A 23,690-nucleotide genomic window follows, 5' to 3' on the forward strand; every position below is an offset into this window, starting at 1 on the left:
AGATAACGGTATAAATATTAAAATAAAAATAAAACCGCTCACCCATTGGGGAAGCGGCTAAAGCAGACCTTAAACTGGCACTCAAAAAAGCGCGATTTCGTCGCTGGTTAATTCCCGCCACTCGCCGGGCGCCAGGTTCTCATCCAGGGCTAAATCACCGATGGAGCTGCGGTGCAGCGAATTTACATGGTTACCCAAGGCAGCAAACATCCGCTTCACCTGATGGTAGCGCCCTTCAGTAATGGTCAACTCCGCTTGGTTGGGCGATAAAAACCGCAACGTTGCGGGCTGCGTCGGCGTCTCTTCCCCATCCAGCATAATGCCCTCGGCCACTTGGCCAATCGCCCACTCGGCGGCGGCACCTTCTATAGGTTCCGCTAGCTCAGCGATATACACCTTGGCGCAACGATGCCGCGGCGAGGTGACACGGTGCGACCACTGGCCATCATCGGTTAACAGCAGCAATCCCGTGGTATCCACATCCAACCGCCCTACCGGCTGTAACCGATCGGCCTTAGGCAGATCGATCAGGTCTATCGCGCGCTGATAGAGTCCGCGGCGGGCATTGCACTCAACGTCGACCGGTTTGTGCAGCATAATGTAGCGCAAGCCAACCAGCGCCAACCGCTCGCCGTTGAGCACCACCACATCGTTATCGGTATCGATCTGGGTCGCCGACTGCTTGATCGGCTCGCCGTTGAGGGTTACCTCACCATTTTTGAGTGCCCGCTTAGCCAGGCTACGGGTTAACGGCGTGGTTTCACTCAAAAAGCGATCAAGGCGCATCATTAACCCACTCCTGGCAGCAGTTGAAAGTGGTCGGCATCTTGCCAGGCAGGAAATTTTTCACGAAAAGCATCAAGGGCAGTTTTATCCAGCGTGCCCGTCTCTATGAACGGGGTATGGGCAGGTTGATCAATTAGCGGTTCGCCTTTGAAGTCCACCAATAGGGAATCGCCACTATAGGCAAGCCCTTTGGCATCTTCTCCAACGCGGTTTACGCCAATGACATAGCTTAGGTTCTCTACCGCGCGGGCCTGCAGCAGCGTGCGCCAAGGGTGACGACGGGGTGCTGGCCAGTTGGCGATACACAGCAGCGCATCATACTCGAAATGTTCCCCTTTTGCTGGCTGCTGGCGCATCCACACCGGAAAACGCAGGTCGTAGCAAACGCTCAGCAGCAGCTTGAAGCCGTTGAGCTCTACCACCTTGCGCTCACTGCCCATGCCGTAGCGCTCATGCTCACCGGCCATGCGGAACAGGTGGCGCTTATCGTAGTGGGTCAACGCCCCCTCTGGCGTCGCCCAAATTAGTCGGTTATAAAACTCGCCGCCCTCTTCGATCGCCACGCTGCCGGTCATCACGCAGTTGCGCGCCTTCGCTTGGGCCTGTAGCCAGGCAACGCTTTGGCTCTCTGCCATTGGCTGGGCCATTTCGCGGGAGTTCATGGTAAAGCCCGTGGCAAACATCTCCGGCAATACAATAAGATCCGTATCGCGGCTATCCAGATCGCCCAGCAACTGCTCAAGATGGGCGTGGTTGGCCTGGGGGTCTTCCCAGCGCAGATCACACTGCACTAGCGTGTTCCTAAGTTGACTCACTTAACACCTCCAATTCGTCAGTCTCAAGGCAACGTTTATGCTAGATTAGCATCTTTAAATAATGAGGCTGCTATGCTTCCTACTCCAACACGCGATCCTGCTGCCGTCAAAGGCGTTATGTTTGGGCTGACCGCCTACATCATGTGGGGCTGCTTTCCGATATTTTTTGCCCTATTCGACGGCGTCCCCGCCTTTGAAATCTTGATTCACCGTATTATTTGGGCGTGTCTATTTCTGGTCGGTTTGATTACCCTTCTGCGCCGCTGGCCTCCTGTGGTCACTGCATTGGGCGAACCCAAACGGCTTGGTCGGGTGTTGGCCTGCGCGCTACTGATTGGCTTTAACTGGGGCATCTATATTTATGCGGTGGAGTCGAAGCAGGTATTGCAGGCGAGCCTGGGCTACTTCTTAACGCCTTTAGTGAACGTCGCGCTAGGCATGCTGGTACTTCGGGAAGTGATGGCCAAGCTACAGCTGGTCGCCTTGGGCTTGGCCAGCGTTGCCATTGCAGCGCAGTTTATAATGCTTGGCGAGCTGCCCTGGATTAGTCTGCTGCTGGCGCTAAGTTTCGGCAGTTATGGCCTGTTTCGTAAGCAGGTGCCGCTGGACGGTTTATCCGGACTGTTTGTAGAAACCCTGTTGCTATTCCCCCTCGCCCTGATCGCCTTGGCATGGTTAAGCTGGAACGGCAGCTCGCATTTTCTACAAGATTCGACATCGACTGGCCTGCTGATCGCCAGTGGCGTTTTGACCGCGCTGCCTTTAATGGCCTTCGCCGGCGCGGCACGCCGGTTGCGTTTGGCGACCCTGGGCTTTTTGATGTACATCAACCCCAGCATTCAGTTTCTGATTGCCTTAACCGTGTTCGGCGAGCCCCTGGGCGTTATCCAGTTGGCAACGTTTGTGCTTATTTGGATAGGGCTCGCCCTCTACTCCTGGTCGGCATGGCAATCACGCCCGCGCTACGCTGCGGCCAGTTAGTGCCAGCGGTGGTGATGCATTAGCATCGGCAGTAGCTTTAAGCATTGGGTTCGAAGCGTTGTCCCGTTCAGGCTGATAGCCGACCCGGAAGCCGCCCCAGTGCTTACCCTGCACATACACCGGTACCGAGAGGTCGTGCATGATCTCCCCGGTATCACGTTTGTAGGTTTGTAACAGCAGCGGCTTTTCATGAGCGCCACAGCGGCTGCCGGTGGGGTCATCGAAAATTCGTTTGTTGCGGCAGAATTTTAGATCGTGGGTGTAATCACCGGTTGGCGCGAGGCTCACCGCCTTGTTATGGGTCGGCACATAGCCCTTACGGTCACAGGCAATGGCATAACTCAAGCCTAGCTGAGTAAGCAAAGGTTCCTGCAGATCCGGCAAATATCGATCGGTAAAGCTATCAAAACCGGTTTTATATTGCGGCGGCTGGGTACCGGGAATCTGCTCATAGTGGGGTTGGAACAGGTGGTTGCCTGAAAGCTCTCCGCTGGCAATCGCCTTCTCCAGCAGCTTACCCAACTTATCGGCGGTTGATCGTGCAGCATGGAACACCTGCTGGTGGCGGCCCTCTAAATGCTGCTGCGCCAGTTCACCGTCGACGCCTTCCGCCGCCTCCATCAATGCTCTGGCCTGCTCAGCCAAATCGTGCATATTGCGGTTGCCTTCATCGACATCATCTTCCAGCTGGCTCAGGCTGTCCGCCACGGTTTGGCTATGCTGGCGGGTGTTTTCCATTGCATCGGCAACCCGAGTAATTTCGCTCTGCACCTGATCGAACTCTTGGGTCATTGTCCCCAGGCTGTTGCCGACCACTTGTAGCCCCTTGGAGCGCTCGCTGATACGGGACATTAAGTCACCAATGGTGTCGACTACCGACTGGCCGCTCTGATGCATATCCTTAACCAGCTCATCGACACTTTGCGTCGCGGTAGAGGTCTTGAGTGCTAGATTACGCACTTCGCCAGCAACCACGGCAAAGCCACGTCCATGCTCACCCGCTCGGGCCGCTTCAATTGAGGCATTGAGTGACAACAGATGGGTTTGTTCGGCGATATCCTCAATCATGGAGGTAACGTTGCGAACACGCTCAATCTTATCGTTCAGCGCTGTGAGCATTTCCAGCGCTTGGTTTGAGCGTTCGGCAACATCGCTCATGTCCTGGATAATATCGTCCAGCTCGGCATGGTTGTGATGGCTGGCCTCCCGGGCGCTCTCTGCCAGTGCCGCCACCTGGCTGGCACTGGCACTGACCTGCATAATGGCCGCATTAATCGCCGTCATGCTTGATGAAGCCTCACGGGCCATGGCCTCTTGCTTGGAAAGGCGCTGATCCATCAGGTCGGCATAGTGCGACACTTCTGCCGAGGCAATTGCGGTGCTACTGGCACGGTTCATTAACCGGTACGCCATACCACGTAACGAACGGTAATCACGAAGGGGCTTAAAGCCACGCTGACGCTGCTCAAGGCGACGTTGGTCGGCCCGATACACGCCTTCAAACCCACTGAGCATTACAGCGCCGCCCCCCAGTGCGGCGAAGAGGAGCGCAAGATAAATCCAGACACCGCCCTGTAAGACAAGCCCTATGGACAGCGCCAATAAAATCCCCGGAACTAACAATCGCAGCAAGCGCATGAGCAGTACTCTTTTTATTGACGTTATTGAGTATCGACAACCCTATTTGGGGGAGCTTAACTCCCCTTTGCGGCTAAGCTTAGCGTGTTACGCTTATGAAAGAAGTAGCACTTTGGGGGAAGGAAGCAACACTTTTGAAGGAGACAGAAAGCCTATAAGCGCTTGGTCATCATTGGGTTAGCACAGTGCAAATGAATATAAGCACTGCAATAAATGGGAATATCCCTTACTCTCTCTGTTCTACCATTTCTACAACACATGGAATCCATGCTAAAGCGCTATTTGCCGATCCTGACTTGGCTGCCCCACTATCATAAACGCCTTTTGGGAGCTGACCTTTTGGCGGGCTTGATCGTCACCGTGATGGTCATTCCCCAATCGCTGGCCTATGCACTGCTGGCCGGGCTACCCGCGGTGGTAGGGCTCTATGCCAGCATCCTGCCGCAGCTTGTCTACACACTGTTTGGTACCAGTAAAACCCTCGCGGTGGGGCCGGTGGCAATTATCGCGCTGATGACCGGTGCCGCACTCTCCGCGGTGGCCGCCACGGGCACAGAGACTTACTTGCAAGCAGCGCTGATTCTGTCGCTGCTCTCTGGGGGCATGCTGGTGATAATGGGATTGCTGAAAATGGGTTTTTTCAGCAATTTTCTGAGCCACCCGGTTATCTCCGGTTTCTTAACGGCATCGGGCATTCTGATCGCCGCTAGCCAACTGGGCAGTTTACTAGGGGTTGAGAGCAGTGGTTTTACCCTGGTAGAGCGTTTTATCACGCTGGTGCCCAATTTAGACACCTTTAACGTAGCCACTTTACTGATCGGCGGTGGAACTCTACTGTTTTTAATCGTTATGCGCCGCTATGGTAAAGCCACCCTGAACAGAATGGGCCTGCCTAACGCCCTAGCGGACTTGATCGCTAAAGCGGGGCCGGTGTTTGCCGTCGTAATTACCACCCTGGTGACCTGGCACTGGCAGCTGGCTGGTAGAGGCGTCGACGTGGTGGGGCAAATTCCTGGAGGGTTACCCGCGTTTAGCTTTCCCTGGGCAGACTACTCGCTATGGCGAGCTCTGCTAATCCCAGCGCTGCTGATTAGCCTGGTCGGCTTTGTTGAGTCGGTCTCCATGGGCCAGATGTTGGCCGCGAAGCGGCGCCAGCGTATCTCTCCCAATCAGGAGCTAGTGGGTCTTGGTGCCAGCAATTTAGCTGCCGGTTTTTCCAGCGGCATGCCGGTAACCGGTGGGTTGTCCCGCACCGTTATCAACTACGACGCAGGTGCGCAAACACCTGCCGCCGGTGCCTTTGCAGCACTAGGTATTGCGCTGGTTACCATGTCGTTCACCGGCTGGCTCTACTACCTGCCTATTGCGACCCTGGCCGCGACGATTACCGTTTCGATTTTGACGCTTGTGGACATTCCCATGCTGCGGCAAACCTGGCGCTACTCCCGCAGCGACTTTGCGGCCATGGCGGTGACGATTTTACTGACACTGTGCGAAGGCGTTGAAGCGGGCATCATCAGCGGGGTAACGCTCTCTATTGCGCTATTTCTGTACCGCACCAGCCGCCCTCATAGCGCCTTGGTTGGCCGCGTGCCCGGCACCGAGCACTTTAGAAATACCACCCGCCACGATGTCGAAACAGTCAACACCGTTGCCCTGCTGCGCATTGATGAGAGTCTCTATTTTGCCAATGCCCGCTATTTGGAAGACACCGTTTATAACTTGGTGGCGAGCCACCCCGAGCTTGAGCACGTTGTATTGATCTGTTCGGCGGTTAATCTGATTGATGCCTCGGCACTAGAGAGCCTGGATGCCATCAACGCCCGCTTAAAAGACTCCGATGTCAAACTGCATTTATCAGAAGTAAAAGGCCCGGTAATGGATCAACTCAAGAAGAGCGACTTCCTGGATGCACTTACCGGACGGGTATTTCTAAGCACTTACGCCGCTTGGCGTGAATTTTCTTAACCGCATACCGCTCGCTACTACTCTGAAAAACCAGACAATTGTCTGGTTTTTTTATGCCTGTCGATTGGCACTAAGCACCGCTACCGATAACGGCATTGACAGCCACCTAGCAGCTTCTCTACTATCAGTCGACCACTTAGCAAAACCAAGTACCGCACAGCAAAACTGTATGTAGCAAAACGTAACTAAATCCTTACGCACAACCACAATAAAGGAGCACCCCAATGCATCCATTTGCTCACCGCCTGCTCATCGCCGCCTTACCTTTATCGCTACTCGGCGCCGCAGTCAGCCACGCCAGTGACATTGAACTCCCCGGCACCATGGCCTGGACGGCTTATGGCACCAACTCAAGTGGCTATGCCCAAGCCGTGGCCATCGGCAATATGTTGCAGAACAAGTACGACTCGTCTGTACGTATTCTGCCGGGTGATAACGATGTATCACGCATGACGCCGCTTAAGCAGGGCCGCGTTGACCTTTGCGCCTGCGGGATCGCCAGCTACTACGGCGCGGAAGGTGTAATGATGTTTGCCGACCGTGACTGGGGCCCTCAGCCGCTACGCGTCATTACCACTTCTACTGCCTCTTTTGGTCTTTCCCTTGCGGTTGCGGGCGACTTGGACGTTGAAACGCCCGCCGACCTGGCCGGTAAGCGCATCGCCTATATCCGTGGTGACGATGCGCTCAATAAAGGCACAGAGGCGTATCTCGCCTTCGGTGGTTTAACCTGGGATGACGTCGAGCGGGTTGATTATCCCGGCTACGGTCGCTCGTTTGACGGCATCATAGCTGGCGATGTAGATGCCTCCTTTACCACAACGGTAACCCCGCCAGCCCAGCAGTTGGCCAGTAGCCCCCGCGGCATTAGCTGGCCAGTGCTGGATCCCAATGACGAAGCTGGCTGGGAGCGCATGGCCGCAGTTGCCCCCTACTTCCGCCCTCACGAAGTCACTTCTGGGGCAGGCGGCATTAGCGCTGAAAATCCGGTGCCCAGCGCTAGTTACCCTTACCCCATCGTGGTGGCCAACCAAGACCTGGACGACAACGTGGCTTACGGACTGATCAAGGCCATGCAGGAGAATTTTGACGACTATAAAGATAACGCCCCAGGGGCGCTTGGCTATGCCTTAGAAGAGCAGGATCTTCAGTGGGTAGTGCCATTCCATGATGCGGTCGTGGAGTACTACAAAGAGATCGATGTATGGACGGAGGAAATGCAGGCCCATCAGGACAACCTTGTTGAACGCCAGAACGTGCTATTAACCGCCTGGGAAGACTTTATGCAAGATGCCCCCAGTGACGATGAAGCCTTCACCACCCAATGGATGGAAGCTCGCGCCACCGCGCTGAGCGATGCCGGTTACGAGCCGATCTTTGAGTAATACGCCATGGGGCGGCGCTCGCCGCCCCCTGCTGATTGATGGATGTCCCCATGACTACAGATACCTCGCCTGCCAATAATCAGCAGGTTAAAGAAAAGATCAGCCAAATTCGTGAGTTACCTCCCGCGCTAAGCTGGATTCCAGCCACTGTCACTATCATTTTGATGGCGATGACGCTGGATTATCTGTTTAACGTTGGCTTACTGACGTTCGTTACGGGTCTCGAGACGCAGTTCTACTACGCCGTTGTGGCACTGCTGCTACCGCTGGTTTTCTTGCTTTGGCCCATGCGCAGTCGCCAGCAAGAACAGCCCATCCCTTGGTACGACTACCTATTGAGCGCAATAACGCTAATCGTTGGCGGCTATTTTGTTTATAACGCAGTCCCCATTTTAGAGCGCGGCTGGGCGTTTTCTGCGCCTGAGATCGCCATTTATGCCAGCTATGCCTACTGGCTACTCATTATCGAAGCGGCCCGCCGGGCAGGCGGTTTACCGATTGCCATCATTGCAGGCGTTTTCTCACTCTACCCGCTGGTGGCGGATATCGTCCCTGGCCCTATCCAGGCGTTTCCTTCGACTCTAGAACAGACTGCCATGTACCACACCATGAGCACAGAAAGCATCATGGGGGTGCCGCTGCAGGCGTTCGCAGGCTTGGTGATCGGCTTTTTGGTCTTTGGTGTCGTGCTACAAAAAAGCGGCGGCGGTAAGTTTTTTATCAACCTGGCGTTTGCACTGCTGGGTCACGTGCGCGGCGGTCCGGCCAAGGTATCGATTTTCTCCAGCGGCCTGATGGGTTCCATGAGCGGTAGCGTGATCAGTAACGTGCTGACTACCGGTGTGCTCTCAATTCCGGCGATGCGCCGTATTGGCATGAGCCGCTCTTTTGCCGGAGGTGTGGAAGCTTGCGCCTCAACCGGCGGTGTGTTAATGCCCCCTGTTATGGGCGCAACCGCTTTTGTTATGGCCATGTTTCTCGACATTCCCTATTCCGCGGTAGCCCTGGCTGCTGTCATTCCTTCAATTCTGTATTTTCTGGGTCTGTTTATTCAGATCGATGCCTATGCAGCTCGCCACGACATTAAAGGCCTACCCGCCGTTGAGCTGCCTTCGCTTTGGCAAACCCTCAAAGAGGGTTGGTACTTTATTTTTGTCTTCGCGTTATTAGTCTGGATGCTGCTGATTATGCAGCGCGAAGCCGTAGCGCCTTTCTACGCTACCGCGCTGCTGTTAGTGCTCAATCAGCTTTCCAAGCATAACCGCTGGGGCTGGAAGGACGTGGCCGATACGCTCTCGTCTGCTGCCAAGCTGTTTGCCGAGTTGATCGCTATTCTGGCCGGCGTGGGGATGCTGGTGGGTGCGCTTTCGATGACCGGCCTTTCCGGCACCATCGCCAACGACTTTATCAATATTGCCGGTGGCAGCGTGCCGCTGCTGTTGATTATGGGGGCGGTAACCAGTTTCGTGCTGGGTATTGGCATGACCGTTACCGCCGCCTATATCTTCCTGGCAGTGGCGCTGGCACCTGCGCTGATTCAGGGCGGTGGACTGGATCCCATGGCGGTTCATATGTTCATTCTCTATTGGGGCATGCTGAGCTTTATTACCCCGCCAGTGGCGCTGGGTGCCTTTGCCGCCGCGACCGTGGCCGGTGCACGCCCCATGGAAACCGGCCTGCAGGCAATGCGCCTTGGCAGCGTCATCTACTTCATACCCTTCCTGTTCGTGCTTAACCCCGCGCTGATCATGCAGGGCGCGCCGCTAATGATAGTGGCCGTATTTATCCAGGCGGTCATCGGCATCATCCTGTTTGCTTCAGCAATGCAGGGCTATTTGATGGGGGTCGGTCGACTGGGCTATGGCGCAATGCAGGAGATCGTGATTCGTGCCTTGATACTGATCGCTGGCCTGCTGCTGGCGCTACCCGGTGGTGGCATGGTGCCGCTTAGCCAGTGGGAACTGATCGGCCTCGCGCTTGCCGCGCTAGTGCCCGGCGTTTTGATGGCACGCTTAAGCCAGCGACATCACCGTCGTTCACAAAGCACCTCGGTTGCTTAGCAGACGGCCCGCCAAGCGAACTCTTTTCAATTTATATATGCGCAATACGAGAGCCTAACTATGTCAGTTCATTATCAGCGCCACGGCGATATAGGCGTTATTCAGATCGCCAATCCGCCGGTTAATGCGCTAAGCCAAGCAGTACGCAGTGGCTTGATCAACGCTCTGGAAGAAGGCATCGCCGATCAGGAAGCGAGAGCGCTGTTAGTGCTAGCCGATGGCCGCACTTTTATTGCGGGTGCCGATATTCGCGAGTTTGGTAAGCCACCCCAAGCCCCTCTGCTGCCTGATGTGATTAGCCAATTGGAAGCCTGCCCAAAGCCGTTGATTGCCGCCCTGCACGGTACGGCCCTGGGCGGTGGATTGGAAGTGGCTCTGGGCTGCCACTATCGAGTGGCACTGGCGGGAACCCGTGTGGGTCTTCCGGAGGTTAAGCTTGGCCTACTGCCCGGCGCTGGTGGCACCCAGCGTTTACCGCGCTTAGTGGGCGTTGAGCGCGCCTTGGAGATGATCACCAGCGGGCGTTTTGTTGCGGCAGAAGAAGCACTTGAGGCAGGCATTATCGACGCCATTAGCAGTGCTGAAACGCCTCTTGAAGCAGGTTTAACTGCGGCCCAAGCAGTGCTTGCAGACAACCAAATGGCACGCGTTACGGGCCAACTGCCAGCGCCAGCGGCTAACCCCCAGGCAATCTCCGCTATGTTGGAGCGGCTGAACCAAGACGCTGCTGAGCTCTTCTCACCGTTTCGCATTGTGGAAGCTGTTGAGGCCTCTGTGACGGCCGAATCACTTCAAGATGGTCTGCGCCGTGAGCGGGAGCTGTTTTTGGCCTGTATGGACTCCCCTCAACGCGCCGGGCTGATTCACCTCTTTTTCGCTGCGCGTAGCCCCCACATGGTGCCTGAGGTTGAGAGCACCGACGTTTTTAAACACGTTGCGCTAATCGGCGAAGACCCACTGTTTGAGCGCCTGCAAAAAGCTGCACAAAAGGCGGGCATTACCCTAACCAGTACAGCAGACAATGCCACCGAACTTTGCCTGCTAGCGCCAACTGCAGACAGGGATTCAGGCCCAGCACTCCCTACCATCGTACTAGAAAATATTGGCAGCGGCAGCGATAGCGCGCTAAAGCTTATCGTTGCTGAAAACGGCAGCATGGTCGAGCTGGTCAACTTAAGCGCAGAGCCACTTACCCAACAGCGAGCGGCACTCACTCTTAAGGCATTGCGGTTAAATGTCGTAGCCAGCCAAAAGCAAAGCCTTCTGAATACGCTCCAACTTGCTAGCCAGCAGGCGACAGCGAGCGACAGACAAACAGCCCTTGAACAGGCGAGCGTCAGCATCGCAAAGAACGGCTTCTGCTACCGCGAGAGCGATATCGATTTGTTGGCGGTGGAGGCACTGGGATACCCGCGTCACTTAGGTGGGCCTCACCGTCAATCAACTCTTAAGGACACCCCGCTATGAACCTCACCTTTAGCCCCGAAGAGCAGGCCTTTCGCGCAGAGGTTCGCCAATTTCTAGCCGAGGCACTGCCCAGCGATATTAGCGAACGCGTGCGCCTGGGGCGCCACCTGCGTGCCGAAGATCACCTGCGCTGGCAGAATATTCTCAGTGAAAAAGGCTGGCTAGCCTCTAACTGGCCTAAAGAGCATGGCGGCCCAGGCTGGGGGCCCGTGCAGCGGCACATTTTCGATGAAGAGTGCGCCGCGGCCCACGCGCCGACGGTCGTGCCCTTTGGCGTCAATATGGTGGCGCCGGTGATTATGAAATTCGGTAGCGCGGAGCAACAGCACTATTACCTGCCGCGTATTTTGAGCAACCAGGACTGGTGGTGCCAAGGTTACTCAGAGCCCGGCGCCGGGTCTGATTTGGCAGGCCTAAATACCCGCGCTGTACGCGATGGCGACGACTATATCGTGAATGGTCAGAAGACCTGGACCACCCTGGGCCAGCACGCCAATATGCTGTTTTGCTTAGTACGTACTGACCCAGACGCGAAAAAGCAGGCAGGCATTAGTTTTCTGCTGATCGATATGCAAACCCCTGGCATCACCGTGCGGCCCATTATCACCCTGGATGGCGCCCATGAGGTCAATGAAGTCTTTTTAGATAACGTTCGCGTTCCCGTAGCAAACCGCGTCGGTGAAGAGGGCCAGGGCTGGACCTGCGCCAAATTCCTGCTCACCCACGAACGCACCGGCATTGCAGGACTTGGCCACGCCAAGCAGGCGCTGCGTCACTTGAAGTCACTGGCCAGCCGAATAGAGCATCGCGGCAAGCCGCTGCTGGCGCTGCCCAGCTTTCGCCAACGTGTTGTCAAAGCCGAGCTTGAATTGATGGCGCTGGAAGTCACCAATCTGCGCGTGATTGCCGCGGCCCGGGATGGCGGTGTGCCCGGCGCAGAAAGTTCGCTACTCAAAGTACGTGGCTCAGAGCTTCGCCAGGAGCTAAGCGAACTCACCCGCCGTGCCCTTGGCCCCGCCGCCCTACCGTTTTTCCCCGACTTCCTGCATGGCGAAGGCAGCCTGAATGACGAGCGCGCCCAAAGCGCGGCCGCCAGCGCCCAGTACTTCAACCGTCGCAAGCTGTCGATTTATGGCGGTGCCAACGAGATACAGAAAAGTATTGTCGCCAAAACCATTTTAAACATGTGAGGTCACCATGGATTTTGCTTTAACCGACGAGCAGCGCATGCTCGAAGAGACGCTCACCCGCTTGGTGGCCGATCAGGTTTCCCCCGAACAGCGCCGCGCAATGCTTGCCGCTGCTCCCAATGGTGCATCTCCCCTATGGCGCACCTTTGCCGAGCTCGGCCTGCTGCATATGCCCTTCAACGAAGATGTTGGCGGGCTGGGTGGCGACGGCACCGACCTGATGATTATCATGCAGGCACTGGGACGCGGCTTAGTACCCGAAGCCTACCTGGCAGGCCTGGTGCTGCCCGGCCAGTTGCTGGCGTTGACCGCCAACAGTGATCAGCAAACCCAGTGGTTAACCCCGCTGCTTGAAGGCGAGCTCCAGCTAGCCTTTGCATGGCAGGAGCATAACGCCCGTTACGACGCCTTGGCGATCGCCACCCAAGCGACCCAGCAAGATGGGCAATGGCAGTTAAGCGGCAGAAAAGATGTCGTCCTAAACCTTGAAGCAGCAGCGGCTAGTCTGGTTACCGCTCGATTGGATAACGGCAAGCTAGGGCTATTTATCGTCCCTGCGAATGCACCGGGCGCATCGTCGCACTTTTATCGCACTATCGACGATCAGCCCGCCGGTGATTTGACCCTGGACAGCGTCACGCTGCCGCCAGCCAACTGCCTGAGTGACGATGTCAGCGATGCGCTGGCAGAGGTACTGGCCCTTGGCCGTGCTGCGCTATGTGCCCAAGCCATTGGCGCAATGGAAGAGGCCTGCGATCAGACCCTGGCCTACCTCAAAGAGCGCAAGCAGTTTGGCCTGCCGCTGGCCACTTTCCAGGCGCTGCAGCACCGTATGGTGGATATGCACCTGCATCTGGAGCAATCCCGCTCAATGGCGATTTTGGCCGCCACTAGCCTAACCCTGCCTGTCAGCGAGCGTGATTATAAAATTGCCGCGGCCAAGGCATACTGCGGCGAATCGGCGCGTTTTATTGCCGAACAGGCGATCCAGCTCCACGGTGGCATGGGTATGTCCGAAGAGTGCTATGTCGCCAGTTACGCCAAGCACCTGGTAATGTTCGATCACTATTTGGGCGACAGCGACTACCATCTTGAAACAGTCAGCGAGCTATTAAATGTTGCCTAACGATTTTGCCTAACAATGTTGCCTTGAAAAGTTAAAGTGGAGCGCTATATGCCAGCCCCTCTCAGCGAGTTAGTCACTGTCAGCGATCTTTATGATGGCATCGTCGAAGTAGCGATTGCGCGCCCAGAGGTACGTAATGCCCTCAATGAAGCCACCGCCTTGGCACTCAATGAGGCGCTGGCGGCGGTGGCGATTGATGAACAGGTTCGCTGCGTGATTCTGCGTGGGGAAGGCAGTGCGTTTTGCGCTGGCGCTGATCTGGCAGAGTTTGAGAAGGCGACGGTTCAACCCGCCAGCGAGCGGTTGGAAACACTCTTTCTACCCGCCCTGCGCCGTTTAATGACGATGGATAAGCCGGTGATAGCGGCCGTTAGTGGCGCCGCTGCAGGTATTGGCGTTTCCTATGTGCTCGCCAGCGATATGGTGGTGATGGGCAGCTCCGCTTATCTCAAGCTTGCCTTTATCAATATTGGCCTGATCCCCGACGGCGGCGCCTGCTGGCATCTGGTACGCAAGCTTGGTCACGCTCAGGCGTTTGAAATGGCTGCCTTGGCAACCCCCATTGCAGGTGAGCGCTGCGTCGCGCTCGGCTTGGCTAACCGCGTCGTTGAAGATAACCAAGTGCTAGCGGAGGCGCGTTCATTGGCCCAAGCGCTGGTCGCGCAGTCGCCCCAAGCATTAAGCGCTACCAAACGTGCCCTGCGTGAAGCCGCACAGCGCACGCTGAATGACACGATGACGTTGGAGGGCGAGTTACAGGATCATTGCAAGGCCTCTGAGGATTTTCAGATGCGTGTGGCGGCGTTTCGTCAAAGCCGCCGTAAGTGATCCAGCGCTTGCTGGTAGTCCTGGCGCAGCGTGGCTATCTCGTCGGCCACGCTATTAAGCGTGTTAATACTGCCTACACCCTGCCCCGCACCCCAGATATCCCGCCATGCTTTGGCTTTGCTGCTGCCCCCCGAGCCGTAACGCATAGCGCTTTTATCGCCTGCCGGTAGCGCATCCGGATCCAATCCTGCCTGTTCAATGCTCTGGCGTAGATAGTTACCGTGCACCCCGGTGAACAGGTTGGTATAGACAATGTCCCCCGCAGCGGCGTCTAACACCATCTGCTTATAGGCGGCTTGAGCGTTTGCCTCTTGGGTGGCAATAAAGCGCGTGCCCATATACACCAAGTCAGCGCCTAGCGCTTGGGCGGCAACGATCTGCTCGCCTTGGGTAATCGCCCCTGCCAGCACCAGCGGGCCATCATAAAAGCGCCGCACCTCGGCCACAAACGCAAAAGGGTTTAAGCGTCCGGCATGGCCGCCCGCGCCGTGGCAGACCAGTATCAAACCATCGACGCCTGCATCGACTGCCTTTCTGGCATGGCGCAGCGTGGTAACGTCATGAAAGACCAAGCCGCCGTAGGCGTGTACCTGCTCCACTACGCGATTAGGCGCATGCAGACTAGTGATCACTAGCGGCACCTTAAACTCGGCGCACAGGGCGACATCGTGCGCTAAACGGTCATTGGTAGGATGAACGATTTGATTAACCGCAAAGGGCGCCGAAGGCTGTTCTGGGTGATGCTGATCATACTCCGCCAGGGTTTGCGTGACCTGCTGCAGCCACTCGCGCAATGCTTCCGCTGGGCGGGCATTGAGCGCAGGAAAAGCGCCAATAATGCCTGCCTGGCACTGAGCAATCACCAGCTCAGGCCCGGAGACGATAAACATCGGAGAGCCGATCACCGGCAGAGTTAACGAAGCGGTTAGGCGCGTTAGCATAGGCAGCTCGCTGGTTATTATTATGAGAAAATAGTGCAAAGGGCCCCTTTGGGCCTTGCATAAGGATGTCACACTGCAATGGCATGGTCGGAACAACCCTACGCGGGGGCGCTGTGAACCCATCCATGGGCGCTACTTTCGCCATCTGACCGCCATGGATGGCGGAAATGCCGGAAACGTCGGGAACTTTTTCCGGCCATGGCGAAAGACCCCCGCTACGGGTTGTTCCGACCAGCAAGTGGACACCATAAGCACTTACAGTTTGCTCTCAAGCTCCGGCAGTAGCTCAAACAGATCCCCTACCAGACCGTAATCCGCGACCTGAAAAATCGGTGCTTCGTCATCTTTGTTAATCGCGACGATCACCTTGGAGTCTTTCATGCCCGCCAGGTGCTGAATGGCCCCGGAGATACCCACGGCAATATACAGATCCGGGGCAACGATTTTACCGGTCTGACCGACCTGCATATCGTTGGGCACAAAACCTGCGTCGACCGCGGCCCGGGAAGCGCCAATGGCGGCGCCTAGTTTGTCGGCAATGCCGTCGAGCAGCTTGAAGTTTTCGCCGTTGCCCATGCCGCGGCCACCGGAGATGACGACCTTGGCGCCGCCCAGCTCCGGGCGGTCCGACTCGGCCAGTTCCTGTTTGACGAAACTGGACTGGGTGTTATCGACCACGGTATCAACGACTTCGATGGAGGCGCTGCCGCCGTCGCCCACGGCATCAAAGCCGGTGGTACGCACGGTGATGACTTTCAGCGCGTCGTCACTTTTGACCGTCGCAATGGCGTTGCCGGCGTAAATCGGGCGCTTGAAGGTATCAGCGCTATCCACGGCAAGCACATCGGAAAGCTGGCTGACATCCTTCAAGGCCGCCAGACGCGGCAGTACGTTCTTGCCAGTGGTAGAGGCGCTGGCCAGCACGTGGGTGTAGCCATCGGCCAGTTCGACCAGCAGCGCGCCCATGGGCTCGGCGAGCTGGTGGGCGTAAACGGCGTTATCCGCCACGCGTACTTTACTCACGCCATCAAGCTTGGCCGCCGCCTCAGCCGCGGCCTGAACGCCTTCACCGGCCACCAGAACGTCAATATCGCCACCAATGGCTTTAGCCGCCGCCACGACGTGGGCCGTGGCGCCCGCCAGTTGTCCTTCATGCAGGTCGGCAAGTACCAAAATGCTCATAAAATCAGCTCCTTTCAAAGCGCTTGTCTTAAAGCACCTGGTTCAAAGTACTTTGGCTTCGTTTTTGAGTTTGTCGATCAGTTCGTCTACCGAGGCGACTTTAACGCCACCTTTACGCTCGGCGGGCGATTCGACTTTTAGCAGACTGACCTTGGACGCCACCTCGACGCCGTAGTCGGCAGGGCTTTTCACATCCAGCGGCTTTTTCTTGGCCTTCATGATGTCGGGCAGTTTGGCGTAGCGCGGCTCGTTGAGGCGCAGGTCGGTGGTGACAATCGCCGGCAGCGTCAGGGCGATGGTCTGCAGACCGCCATCGATTTCACGAGTCACATTCACTTTGTCGCCGTCGACCGCAACCTCTGAAGCAAAGGTGCCCTGGGGCAGGCCAGTGAGTGCCGCCAGCATTTGGCCGGTCTGGTTGTTGTCGGTATCGATGGCCTGCTTACCCAGCACCACCAACCCCGGCTGCTCCTCTTCGACCACTTTGGCCAACAGCTTGGCCACGGCCAGGGATTCGGCGCGCTCGTCGGTTTCGATGTGAATGGCGCGATCGGCACCCAGCGCCAGCGCGGTGCGCAGCTGCTCTTGGGCAGCCTTAGGGCCCACCGTTACCGCCACGACTTCCGTGGCAACGCCCTTCTCTTTCAGACGCACCGCCTCTTCCACGGCAATTTCGCAGAAGGGGTTCATGGCCATTTTGACGTTGGTGAGATCAACATCAGAGTGATCCGCTTTAACGCGGATTTTGACGTTGTAGTCGATGACGCGTTTCACCGCGACGAGAATTTTCATAAGGCGTGCTCCAGGCGATTAATAAATACTTCATGCGATTAACAAACACTTCATGCAATTAACAAACATGCAGTTTCGCATAGCAGAATATTATTTCACTTTATAACAAGAACAATAAAAAAACGCCGAACAAAGGTCAAGCGCTTCTTTATTGTGGCGCCACTAAAAAGGTGACCAGACAAACCAAGCTGCTAACAGTGGAATTGAGGTTACCAGAAATCGGCCGTTCCAACGGTAACCAATGCGCGTGGCGGACACACCAGTAAACCGCGATAGGATCAACATCGATGCCGTCATGGGTGATGACATTAGCGCCAGCGCCCACCCTACCATCAGCGAAGCGCCGATTAGTGCAGGCGTAAGTCCTTCAATGCCCAATTGCGGCAACAGCCCCACTAACAGCGTCACCGTTACAATCGGGTTAACGCCTACTTGGGCAAGACCCACCACCATTAGCATCGCCAGCACGGCGTTAAAGGCGCCCCACTGGTTTAACACGGTTAATAGCGGTGCCAACTGCTGGGTATCCACTAAACCAACGCATAAATGGCCCAGATAGCCCGCCGCCCCCAGCACCACAATCTCATTGACACTAGGGGAAAGCAGCCAGGGCAACTGACGATGCACCGCGCTTGCGGCTGCAGGCAGCCCGCCGAAGCCCAGCCTTCGCCGCTGCCAGGCAAGCCAGATCAACGCCCCCGTGGGCGCGCCTAAAAGCGCAGCGATGGGTAAGCGCAGTTCTAACAGCCAAGCAATGCTAAACACCAACGCCACGATGCCCATCAGCAACACACTAAACTGGCCCAAAGGGCGTAACGAAGGAGTCGCTAACGGTGCTTTACTGGCCGGGGGATGCGGGCCGGTCATAAAATCGACTGCCCAACCGGCTAGAAAAATCAGCGCGGCAGCGCCCAAAATATACGGCGCAAGTTCAAGCCAAGTGACTTGAGGAAGACTGGATAGCACCACCGCCACCCCAATACCCATGGGCGAAATAAGTGGTGCCAGGGAGAACCCACGCAGCAGCGCCAGCATCATGCGCCGCTGACGAGCCTCGCGAACCCAGGCGCGCCCTTGGGCGGCACCTAGCGTGTTGCTTTTTTCGATCATGGCGGCGAACAGATTAAGCACGCCAATATTAAGGATAATCCCAAACAGCGCCGAACCTAACGACAGAATGGGGTAACGGCGGCTGGGCGGTTGAAGCAGCATGCTCTGCCCACAGCGGCGCACCAAACGGGATCGATAGGCAGGTAAGCGCAGCATACTCAGAGCCACTACAAAGGTGGCAAAAAAAGCAAAACGTCCGCTGGCCTCAAACAGCAGTTGAGCCGGATTTGGCGAGCGCCACAACGCGACTAGCGTCAACACGCCCGCCACCAGCAGCAACCCTTTGGCCATTCGGGTCAGTTGACCCGCCAGCGTCGCTAAGTAGAGCAGCATTGCCGCAATACCGACCGCCTGCCAGGTCAGGCTGCCGACTACCAGATGGAACAGCGTTGCCAGGGTGACCAGCAGCAGCAGCGAGACCCGCAGGCGGGCTGGGTTCACTCAGTTGGCTCCCCTGGATTGTTCTCCGCAAAGCCCTCAGGCGATTCACTGCCACTGCGACGCCGAAATGAGCCTTCCCCAAGGGCCACTAAAGCGCCCTGTTCATCGACGATCTCGCCGCTGCTCATATACGTTTTCTGACCGCCACCGCGCACACTGCCTGTTGCTCGCAGCACACCCTGCCGAGCGGGCCCTACAAAGGTAGTGGTTAGTGACAGTGTCATGCCACGGCGAATATTGCCTGGGATATCGCAGTGCAGGCCTGCCAGGCTCAGCGCGCTATCCAACATCGAAGCCAATACACCACCGTGCACATTACCACTACGGTTCAGGTGTTTAGGCTCGATAGTAAGCTCTACCACGGCACGCTCTGGCTGCCACTCAACCACCTGCATGCCCAACAGCTCGTGATAACCCATGAGTGCTTGTTGAGGCGTATCCGACTGGTTCATGACCCGCTCTCCTGCTGAGCGATATCGCGTAGTCGCCCTTTAAGAATTTTGCCGCTGGCGGTAGACGGTAGCGTATCCATTAACACAATTTGGGTGGGTCGCTTGTAGGGCGCGAGCCGCTCGGCGATAAACGCCTTGAGCTCTGCTACATCCACCTCGACGCCCGGCTCACACTGCACAAAGGCCACGACTTCTTCGTTACCGGCGATCTGGCGCCCTACCACGGCGGTTAGCGTGACTGCCGGATGCTCGTTGATCACCGCTTCTACGTCCGGTGGGTAGATATTGAAGCCTGAGCGGATAATCAGCTCTTTGCTACGCCCCACAATATACAGCTGATCATCATGATCGAGCTTGGCAATGTCGCCAGTATTGAGCCAGCCGTCTTCGGTCAGGGTGATACGAGTGGCTTCCGGCTGGCGGAAGTAGCCCTTCATAATATTGGGGCCGCGCACCCATAGCTCACCCACTTCATCGCCCGGATGCTCGGAAGTGCCGCTATCGCTTAGCGGCTCCAGGCGGTACTCCAGCAAGGGCAGTACACGACCAACGGTGCTATTGGTATGGCGCTCATCAATACGGGTTTGACTGATGGTGGGGCTCGCTTCGGTTAATCCGTAGCCATTATGTAGCGTCAGACCAAAGGCTGCCTCCACCCGCACTTTGGTGTCGCTATCCAGCGGCGAACCACCCGCAGACATGTAAATCAGCTCAGGCGCTTCAAGAGTGCGCTGCTCACGTTTTAAAAACTCTAACGCCCGGGCATACATGGCGGGCACACCCTGGAGCACGGTGATTCGCTCCCGTTTTAGGGTTTCCAGCATTAGCGCAGCCTCAAAACGCGGCACGGTATAGAGGCAGGCGCCGTTATACAGCGACCCCATACAGACCGATGAGAGACCGAACACGTGAGACATCGGCAGCACGCCATACACCCGTTGGCCTTCGCTTAAGTGGCGCATGCCGCCTGAGATCGAGGCGATATAGAGAATGCCACGATGGGTCAGCATGACGCCTTTGGGCGTTCCGGTCGTGCCCGAGGTGTAGATCATGGCGGCCACTTGCTCGGCACCGCTAGCCCATATCGGCTCGGGCTCACTGTCATACAGTGGCGAAATAGCCAGCCCGCCTAACTGAGGGTGCTGGTAGCGGTCGGCGGCGTGGCGCTCGGCGTGCTGGCACGCCTCTGGTGACGCATCGCTGGTATAGAACACGCGCCGAGGCAGGCAGTTGCCCTGAATTAGATCTACTTCCTGTGCCGAGAGGCGCGAATTCACAATCGCTACCCACACATCCATCTCGCTAGCGGCTAGCAATAGCACAACCAGGGCGCGACAGTTTTCGCTCACCGTCATAATCCGGTCGCCTGGGCGAATATCCAGCGCGCTTAACCAGTCGCAGGCGGCGTGTATTTCTTCACCCAGCTCTGCATAACTCCAGCGCACACTGCCATCCACAATGGCGGGCTGATCACCGATACGTCGGGCATTTTCAAGCACGCGGGTGCTGAGTCGTTCGGGAAGCTCAGCCACCAGCTCGCTGGCGAGGCGCCCAAAAATATTCTCGTCCGGTGCTTGGTAAGGTATCGACAAAGCCATTAGGACGCCTCCCGCACCATATTCCGGGCAATCACGATTTGCTGAATTTGGGTCGTGCCTTCGTAAATGCGGAATAGCCGCACATCACGGTAGAAGCGCTCAACGGCGTACTCAGACATATAGCCCGCGCCGCCGTGAACCTGCACCGCGCGATCGGCCACTCGCCCTACCATCTCAGCGCAGAACAGTTTGCAGCAGGAGGCCAGCGTCGAAACGTTTTCGTTATCATCTTTACGGCGCGCGGCATCCATCACCATGGTCTTGCCTGCATAGGCTTCGGTTTTACTATCTGCCAGCATGGCTTGAATCAATTGGTGTTCGGCAAGGGCAGCACCAAACTGTTTGCGTTCCATGGTGTAGCGCAATGACTCTTCGACCAAGCGCTCAGCCACGCCTACGCAGACTGCAGAAATGTGCAACCGCCCGCGATCCAGCACCTTCATGGCGGTTTTAAAACCTTGGCCCTCTTTACCGCCGATAATGTTTTCGGCGGGTACCCGGCAGTTATCAAAAATAATATCGCAGGTGTGAGCGCCCTTCTGGCCCATCTTGTTATCCGCCGCGCCGCGCACTAAACCAGGGGTGTCGCCTTCAACAATAAACGCAGAAATACCGCCTGCGCCTTTATTATTGGGATCAGTGCGCGCCATTACGGTAAACAGATCCGCCTCAGGCCCGTTGGTGATATAGCGCTTGGTGCCGTTCAAGATGAAGTGGTCGCCGTCGCGCACCGCCGTCGTTCGCAAGCTGGCAGCGTCGGAGCCTGAGTCCGGCTCGGTCAAACAGAATGAGCTAAGAATCTCCCCCGTTGCCAAACGCGGCACATACTTGGCTTTCTGCTCGTCGGTGCCATCAATCAAGATCCCCTGGGCACCAATACCGTTATTGGTGCCAAATACCGAGCGAAAGGCGGGCGACGTTTTGCCTATCTCCATCGCCACCAACGCCTCCTCTTCCATGGTCAGCCCCAGGCCGCCGTACTCCTCGGGAATCGATAGCCCAAACAGCCCCATCTCTTTCATTTCGGCAAGGATTTCCGGCGGTACCGCGTCCTCCTCTGCCAGTCTCGCCTCATTGGGAATTAGGCGCTCACGGACAAAACGGGCGATGGTATCGATAAGCTGGTTAATCAGTTCGGGATCGCGAATCATGACGGCTCCTGGTGGCAACGGGTTTTATAGTTAGCGTTATCATTAGAAGTAGCGCTGAGCATGGACAGTGCGCATATTTTGCATAGCAAAACTATTGTTCACTATTCTTGTCAGGCACTTTTGCATAGCCTAGGATAGCAGTCAATAATTGAAACACAGTTCTGCAATGCAGAATCAAAATCTATAAAGCACGCACTTGCAGCGAGGATTTGGCGTATGGCTAGCGAATCAACACCTTCCCCCTTCACCACGCTTGGCATTGTCGGCACTGGCGCCATGGGGCGTGGCATCGCACAACTGGCGGCCCAAGCAGGCCTAAAAGTCATGCTGTTCGATGTTAAGGAGGGTGCTGTCGAAGAGGCCAAAACGTTTATTAATGGCCTATGGGAGAGAAGTGCTGATAAGCAGCGAATCACTAAAGAGCAGGCGCAGCATTATAGTGAGCAGTTGACAGAGGCAAGCCAACTCACCGCGCTGGCCCCATGCGATATCGTCGTAGAAGCCATTGTCGAGAAGCTCGAAGCCAAGCAGGGTCTGTTCAGCGATTTAGAAGCGATCGTCAGCCAGCAGGCGGTGTTAGCGACCAATACTTCATCGCTTTCGGTGACCGCCATTGCCGCTACCTGCCAACACCCTGAGCGAGTGATTGGTTTCCACTTTTTTAACCCCGTGCCGTTGATGAAGATTGCCGAGGTTATTCCTGGTTTACGTACCGCCGATGAAGTTACCCAACGTGTGAATGCTCTGGGCGAATCCATGGGTCACTTCACCGCCCAGGCCACGGATACGCCGGGCTTCCTGGTTAATCACGCTGGCCGCGCCTTTGGCACCGAAGCGCTGCGTATACTAGGTGAAAGCGTTACCGACCCAGCCACCATTGATCGCATTATGGTTGATCAGGGCGGTTTCCGTATGGGGCCCTTTACCCTGCTTGATCTTACCGGGCTGGATGTTTCCCATGCGGTGATGGAGTCGGTGTATCACCAGTATTATGAAGAGGCGCGCTTTCGGCCTTCTCCACTAACGCGACAACGCTTGGCTGCGGGCTTACTGGGGCGTAAAACCGGCGAAGGCTTTTACCGCTATGTGGAAGGCAAGCCGCAAATGGCGGATGAACCCGCTATCGCTGGAGTGTCTCCTTGCCCGGTGTGGATCAGCCAAGATGACGCCGAATCCGCCGCAGCGCTCGCTGAATTAGTCAACACGGCGGGCTGGCCATTAGAGACCGCCCCCCAGCCCAGTGAGCAAGCGCTCTGCCTGCTGACGCCTTTTGGTGAAGACGCTACTAGCTGCGCGCTGCGCCAAGGGCTAGATGCCAAACAGTGCGTGGCGGTGGATATGCTTGCTGGGCTTGAGAAGCGCCGCAGCCTGATGACCACGCCGATAACTCAGCACGCCTTTATTCAAGCCGCGCAAAGCCTGCTAAATCATGACGGCACCCCGGTGAGCACGCTTCAAGACAGTAACGGCTTTGTTCTCCAGCGGGTGATTGCCTGCATCGTCAACGTAGGGGCCGATATTGCCCAGCAAAGCGTCGCGAAACCCGCCACTATCGATCGCGCAGTTGAGTTGGGTTTGGGCTACCCCTTCGGCCCGCTGCGCATGGGTGACCACTACGGCGCCACGCGCATTATGACGATACTCAATAACCTGCTTGAGGCCACCGGTGACCCACGTTACCGCCCTAGCCCATGGCTACGCCGCCGTGCCGCCCTGCAAATATCGCTAACGACTGCTTAACAACAACTTAACAACAACTTAACAACAACAGGAAAACCA

The 23,690-nt window shown here is 56.6% G+C and carries 19 protein-coding genes; 9 read left to right on the forward strand and 10 right to left on the reverse strand.

Annotated elements, in window-relative coordinates; all coding sequences use genetic code 11:
* Positions 1-81: 81 nt before the first annotated feature.
* Positions 82-786: a pseudouridine synthase gene (locus tag ACFIOZ_RS11305; RefSeq protein WP_386084062.1), complete on the reverse strand. Its 705-nt coding sequence runs from the start codon at positions 784-786 to the stop codon at positions 82-84.
* A gap of 2 nt (positions 787-788) precedes the next feature.
* Complete coding sequence (locus ACFIOZ_RS11310) at positions 789-1,601, reverse strand: amidohydrolase (protein ID WP_386077568.1); 813 nt, start codon at positions 1,599-1,601, stop codon at positions 789-791.
* Positions 1,602-1,673: 72 nt separating this feature from the next.
* Here ACFIOZ_RS11310 and rarD point away from each other — a divergent pair, with 72 nt between their 5' ends.
* Positions 1,674-2,582 (forward strand): EamA family transporter RarD, encoded by a 909-nt coding sequence (gene rarD, locus ACFIOZ_RS11315; protein ID WP_386077571.1) that lies wholly within the window; start codon positions 1,674-1,676, stop codon positions 2,580-2,582.
* Here rarD and ACFIOZ_RS11320 read toward each other — a convergent pair.
* Positions 2,553-4,220 carry a methyl-accepting chemotaxis protein gene (locus tag ACFIOZ_RS11320; RefSeq protein WP_386077573.1) on the reverse strand — a complete coding sequence of 556 codons (1,668 nt, stop codon included), beginning with the start codon at positions 4,218-4,220 and terminating at the stop codon, positions 2,553-2,555. The two genes, rarD and ACFIOZ_RS11320, sit on opposite strands and share 30 nt — an antisense overlap.
* Positions 4,221-4,487: 267 nt before the next feature.
* On the opposite strand from ACFIOZ_RS11320, the gene ACFIOZ_RS11325 reads away from it, so the two are divergent.
* The 7 genes from ACFIOZ_RS11325 to ACFIOZ_RS11355 all read left to right on the forward strand — a co-directional run bounded on the left by ACFIOZ_RS11325 (position 4,488) and on the right by ACFIOZ_RS11355 (position 14,244).
* The gene (locus ACFIOZ_RS11325) at positions 4,488-6,188 is read left to right on the forward strand and encodes a SulP family inorganic anion transporter (RefSeq protein ID WP_386077576.1); all 1,701 of its coding nucleotides are present in this window, start codon (positions 4,488-4,490) and stop codon (positions 6,186-6,188) included.
* Positions 6,189-6,412: 224 nt separating this feature from the next.
* Positions 6,413-7,573, forward strand: a complete 1,161-nt coding sequence (locus ACFIOZ_RS11330) for a TAXI family TRAP transporter solute-binding subunit (protein WP_386077579.1) — start codon at positions 6,413-6,415, stop codon at positions 7,571-7,573.
* Between the two features lie 50 nt (positions 7,574-7,623).
* A complete protein-coding gene (locus ACFIOZ_RS11335) occupies positions 7,624-9,633 on the forward strand; it encodes a TRAP transporter permease (RefSeq protein ID WP_386077582.1) in 2,010 nt (669 codons plus the stop codon).
* Positions 9,634-9,693: 60 nt separating this feature from the next.
* On the forward strand, positions 9,694-11,100 hold the full coding sequence (locus ACFIOZ_RS11340) for an enoyl-CoA hydratase/isomerase family protein (protein ID WP_386077585.1): 1,407 nt from the start codon (positions 9,694-9,696) through the stop codon (positions 11,098-11,100).
* On the forward strand, positions 11,097-12,290 hold the full coding sequence (locus tag ACFIOZ_RS11345; RefSeq protein ID WP_386077587.1) for an acyl-CoA dehydrogenase family protein: 1,194 nt from the start codon (positions 11,097-11,099) through the stop codon (positions 12,288-12,290). Before ACFIOZ_RS11340 ends, ACFIOZ_RS11345 begins: the two co-directional genes overlap by 4 nt.
* 7 nt (positions 12,291-12,297) lie before the next feature.
* Positions 12,298-13,416 carry an acyl-CoA dehydrogenase family protein gene (locus ACFIOZ_RS11350; RefSeq protein WP_386077590.1) on the forward strand — a complete coding sequence of 373 codons (1,119 nt, stop codon included), beginning with the start codon at positions 12,298-12,300 and terminating at the stop codon, positions 13,414-13,416.
* Positions 13,417-13,464: 48 nt separating this feature from the next.
* Positions 13,465-14,244: an enoyl-CoA hydratase/isomerase family protein gene (locus ACFIOZ_RS11355; RefSeq protein WP_386077593.1), complete on the forward strand. Its 780-nt coding sequence runs from the start codon at positions 13,465-13,467 to the stop codon at positions 14,242-14,244.
* On the opposite strand, the gene ACFIOZ_RS11360 is transcribed toward ACFIOZ_RS11355, so the two are convergent.
* The 7 genes from ACFIOZ_RS11360 to ACFIOZ_RS11390 all read right to left on the reverse strand — a co-directional run bounded on the left by ACFIOZ_RS11360 (position 14,226) and on the right by ACFIOZ_RS11390 (position 21,911).
* The gene (locus tag ACFIOZ_RS11360; protein ID WP_386077596.1) at positions 14,226-15,185 is read right to left on the reverse strand and encodes an NAD(P)H-dependent flavin oxidoreductase; all 960 of its coding nucleotides are present in this window, start codon (positions 15,183-15,185) and stop codon (positions 14,226-14,228) included. The two genes, ACFIOZ_RS11355 and ACFIOZ_RS11360, sit on opposite strands and share 19 nt — an antisense overlap.
* Before the next feature lie 255 nt (positions 15,186-15,440).
* Entirely contained in the window at positions 15,441-16,367 is a 927-nt protein-coding gene (locus ACFIOZ_RS11365; protein WP_386077599.1) for an electron transfer flavoprotein subunit alpha/FixB family protein, read from the reverse strand.
* Positions 16,368-16,409: 42 nt separating this feature from the next.
* Complete coding sequence (locus tag ACFIOZ_RS11370; protein WP_386077601.1) at positions 16,410-17,159, reverse strand: electron transfer flavoprotein subunit beta/FixA family protein; 750 nt, start codon at positions 17,157-17,159, stop codon at positions 16,410-16,412.
* Between the two features lie 162 nt (positions 17,160-17,321).
* Positions 17,322-18,710 (reverse strand): hypothetical protein, encoded by a 1,389-nt coding sequence (locus tag ACFIOZ_RS11375; protein ID WP_386077603.1) that lies wholly within the window; start codon positions 18,708-18,710, stop codon positions 17,322-17,324.
* A complete protein-coding gene (locus ACFIOZ_RS11380; protein ID WP_386077606.1) occupies positions 18,707-19,162 on the reverse strand; it encodes a PaaI family thioesterase in 456 nt (151 codons plus the stop codon). Before ACFIOZ_RS11380 ends, ACFIOZ_RS11375 begins: the two co-directional genes overlap by 4 nt.
* A complete protein-coding gene (locus ACFIOZ_RS11385; RefSeq protein WP_386077608.1) occupies positions 19,159-20,760 on the reverse strand; it encodes a class I adenylate-forming enzyme family protein in 1,602 nt (533 codons plus the stop codon). Before ACFIOZ_RS11385 ends, ACFIOZ_RS11380 begins: the two co-directional genes overlap by 4 nt.
* A complete protein-coding gene (locus ACFIOZ_RS11390; RefSeq protein WP_386077610.1) occupies positions 20,760-21,911 on the reverse strand; it encodes an acyl-CoA dehydrogenase family protein in 1,152 nt (383 codons plus the stop codon). Before ACFIOZ_RS11390 ends, ACFIOZ_RS11385 begins: the two co-directional genes overlap by 1 nt.
* A 216-nt stretch (positions 21,912-22,127) precedes the next feature.
* Between ACFIOZ_RS11390 and ACFIOZ_RS11395 the strand changes: the two genes are divergently transcribed.
* Positions 22,128-23,651 carry a 3-hydroxyacyl-CoA dehydrogenase gene (locus tag ACFIOZ_RS11395; RefSeq protein ID WP_386077613.1) on the forward strand — a complete coding sequence of 508 codons (1,524 nt, stop codon included), beginning with the start codon at positions 22,128-22,130 and terminating at the stop codon, positions 23,649-23,651.
* Positions 23,652-23,690 lie beyond the last annotated feature (39 nt).

Origin of the sequence: Vreelandella sp. F11 (genome assembly GCF_042466685.1) — a bacterium.
In the GTDB taxonomy this organism is placed as follows: domain Bacteria; phylum Pseudomonadota; class Gammaproteobacteria; order Pseudomonadales; family Halomonadaceae; genus Vreelandella.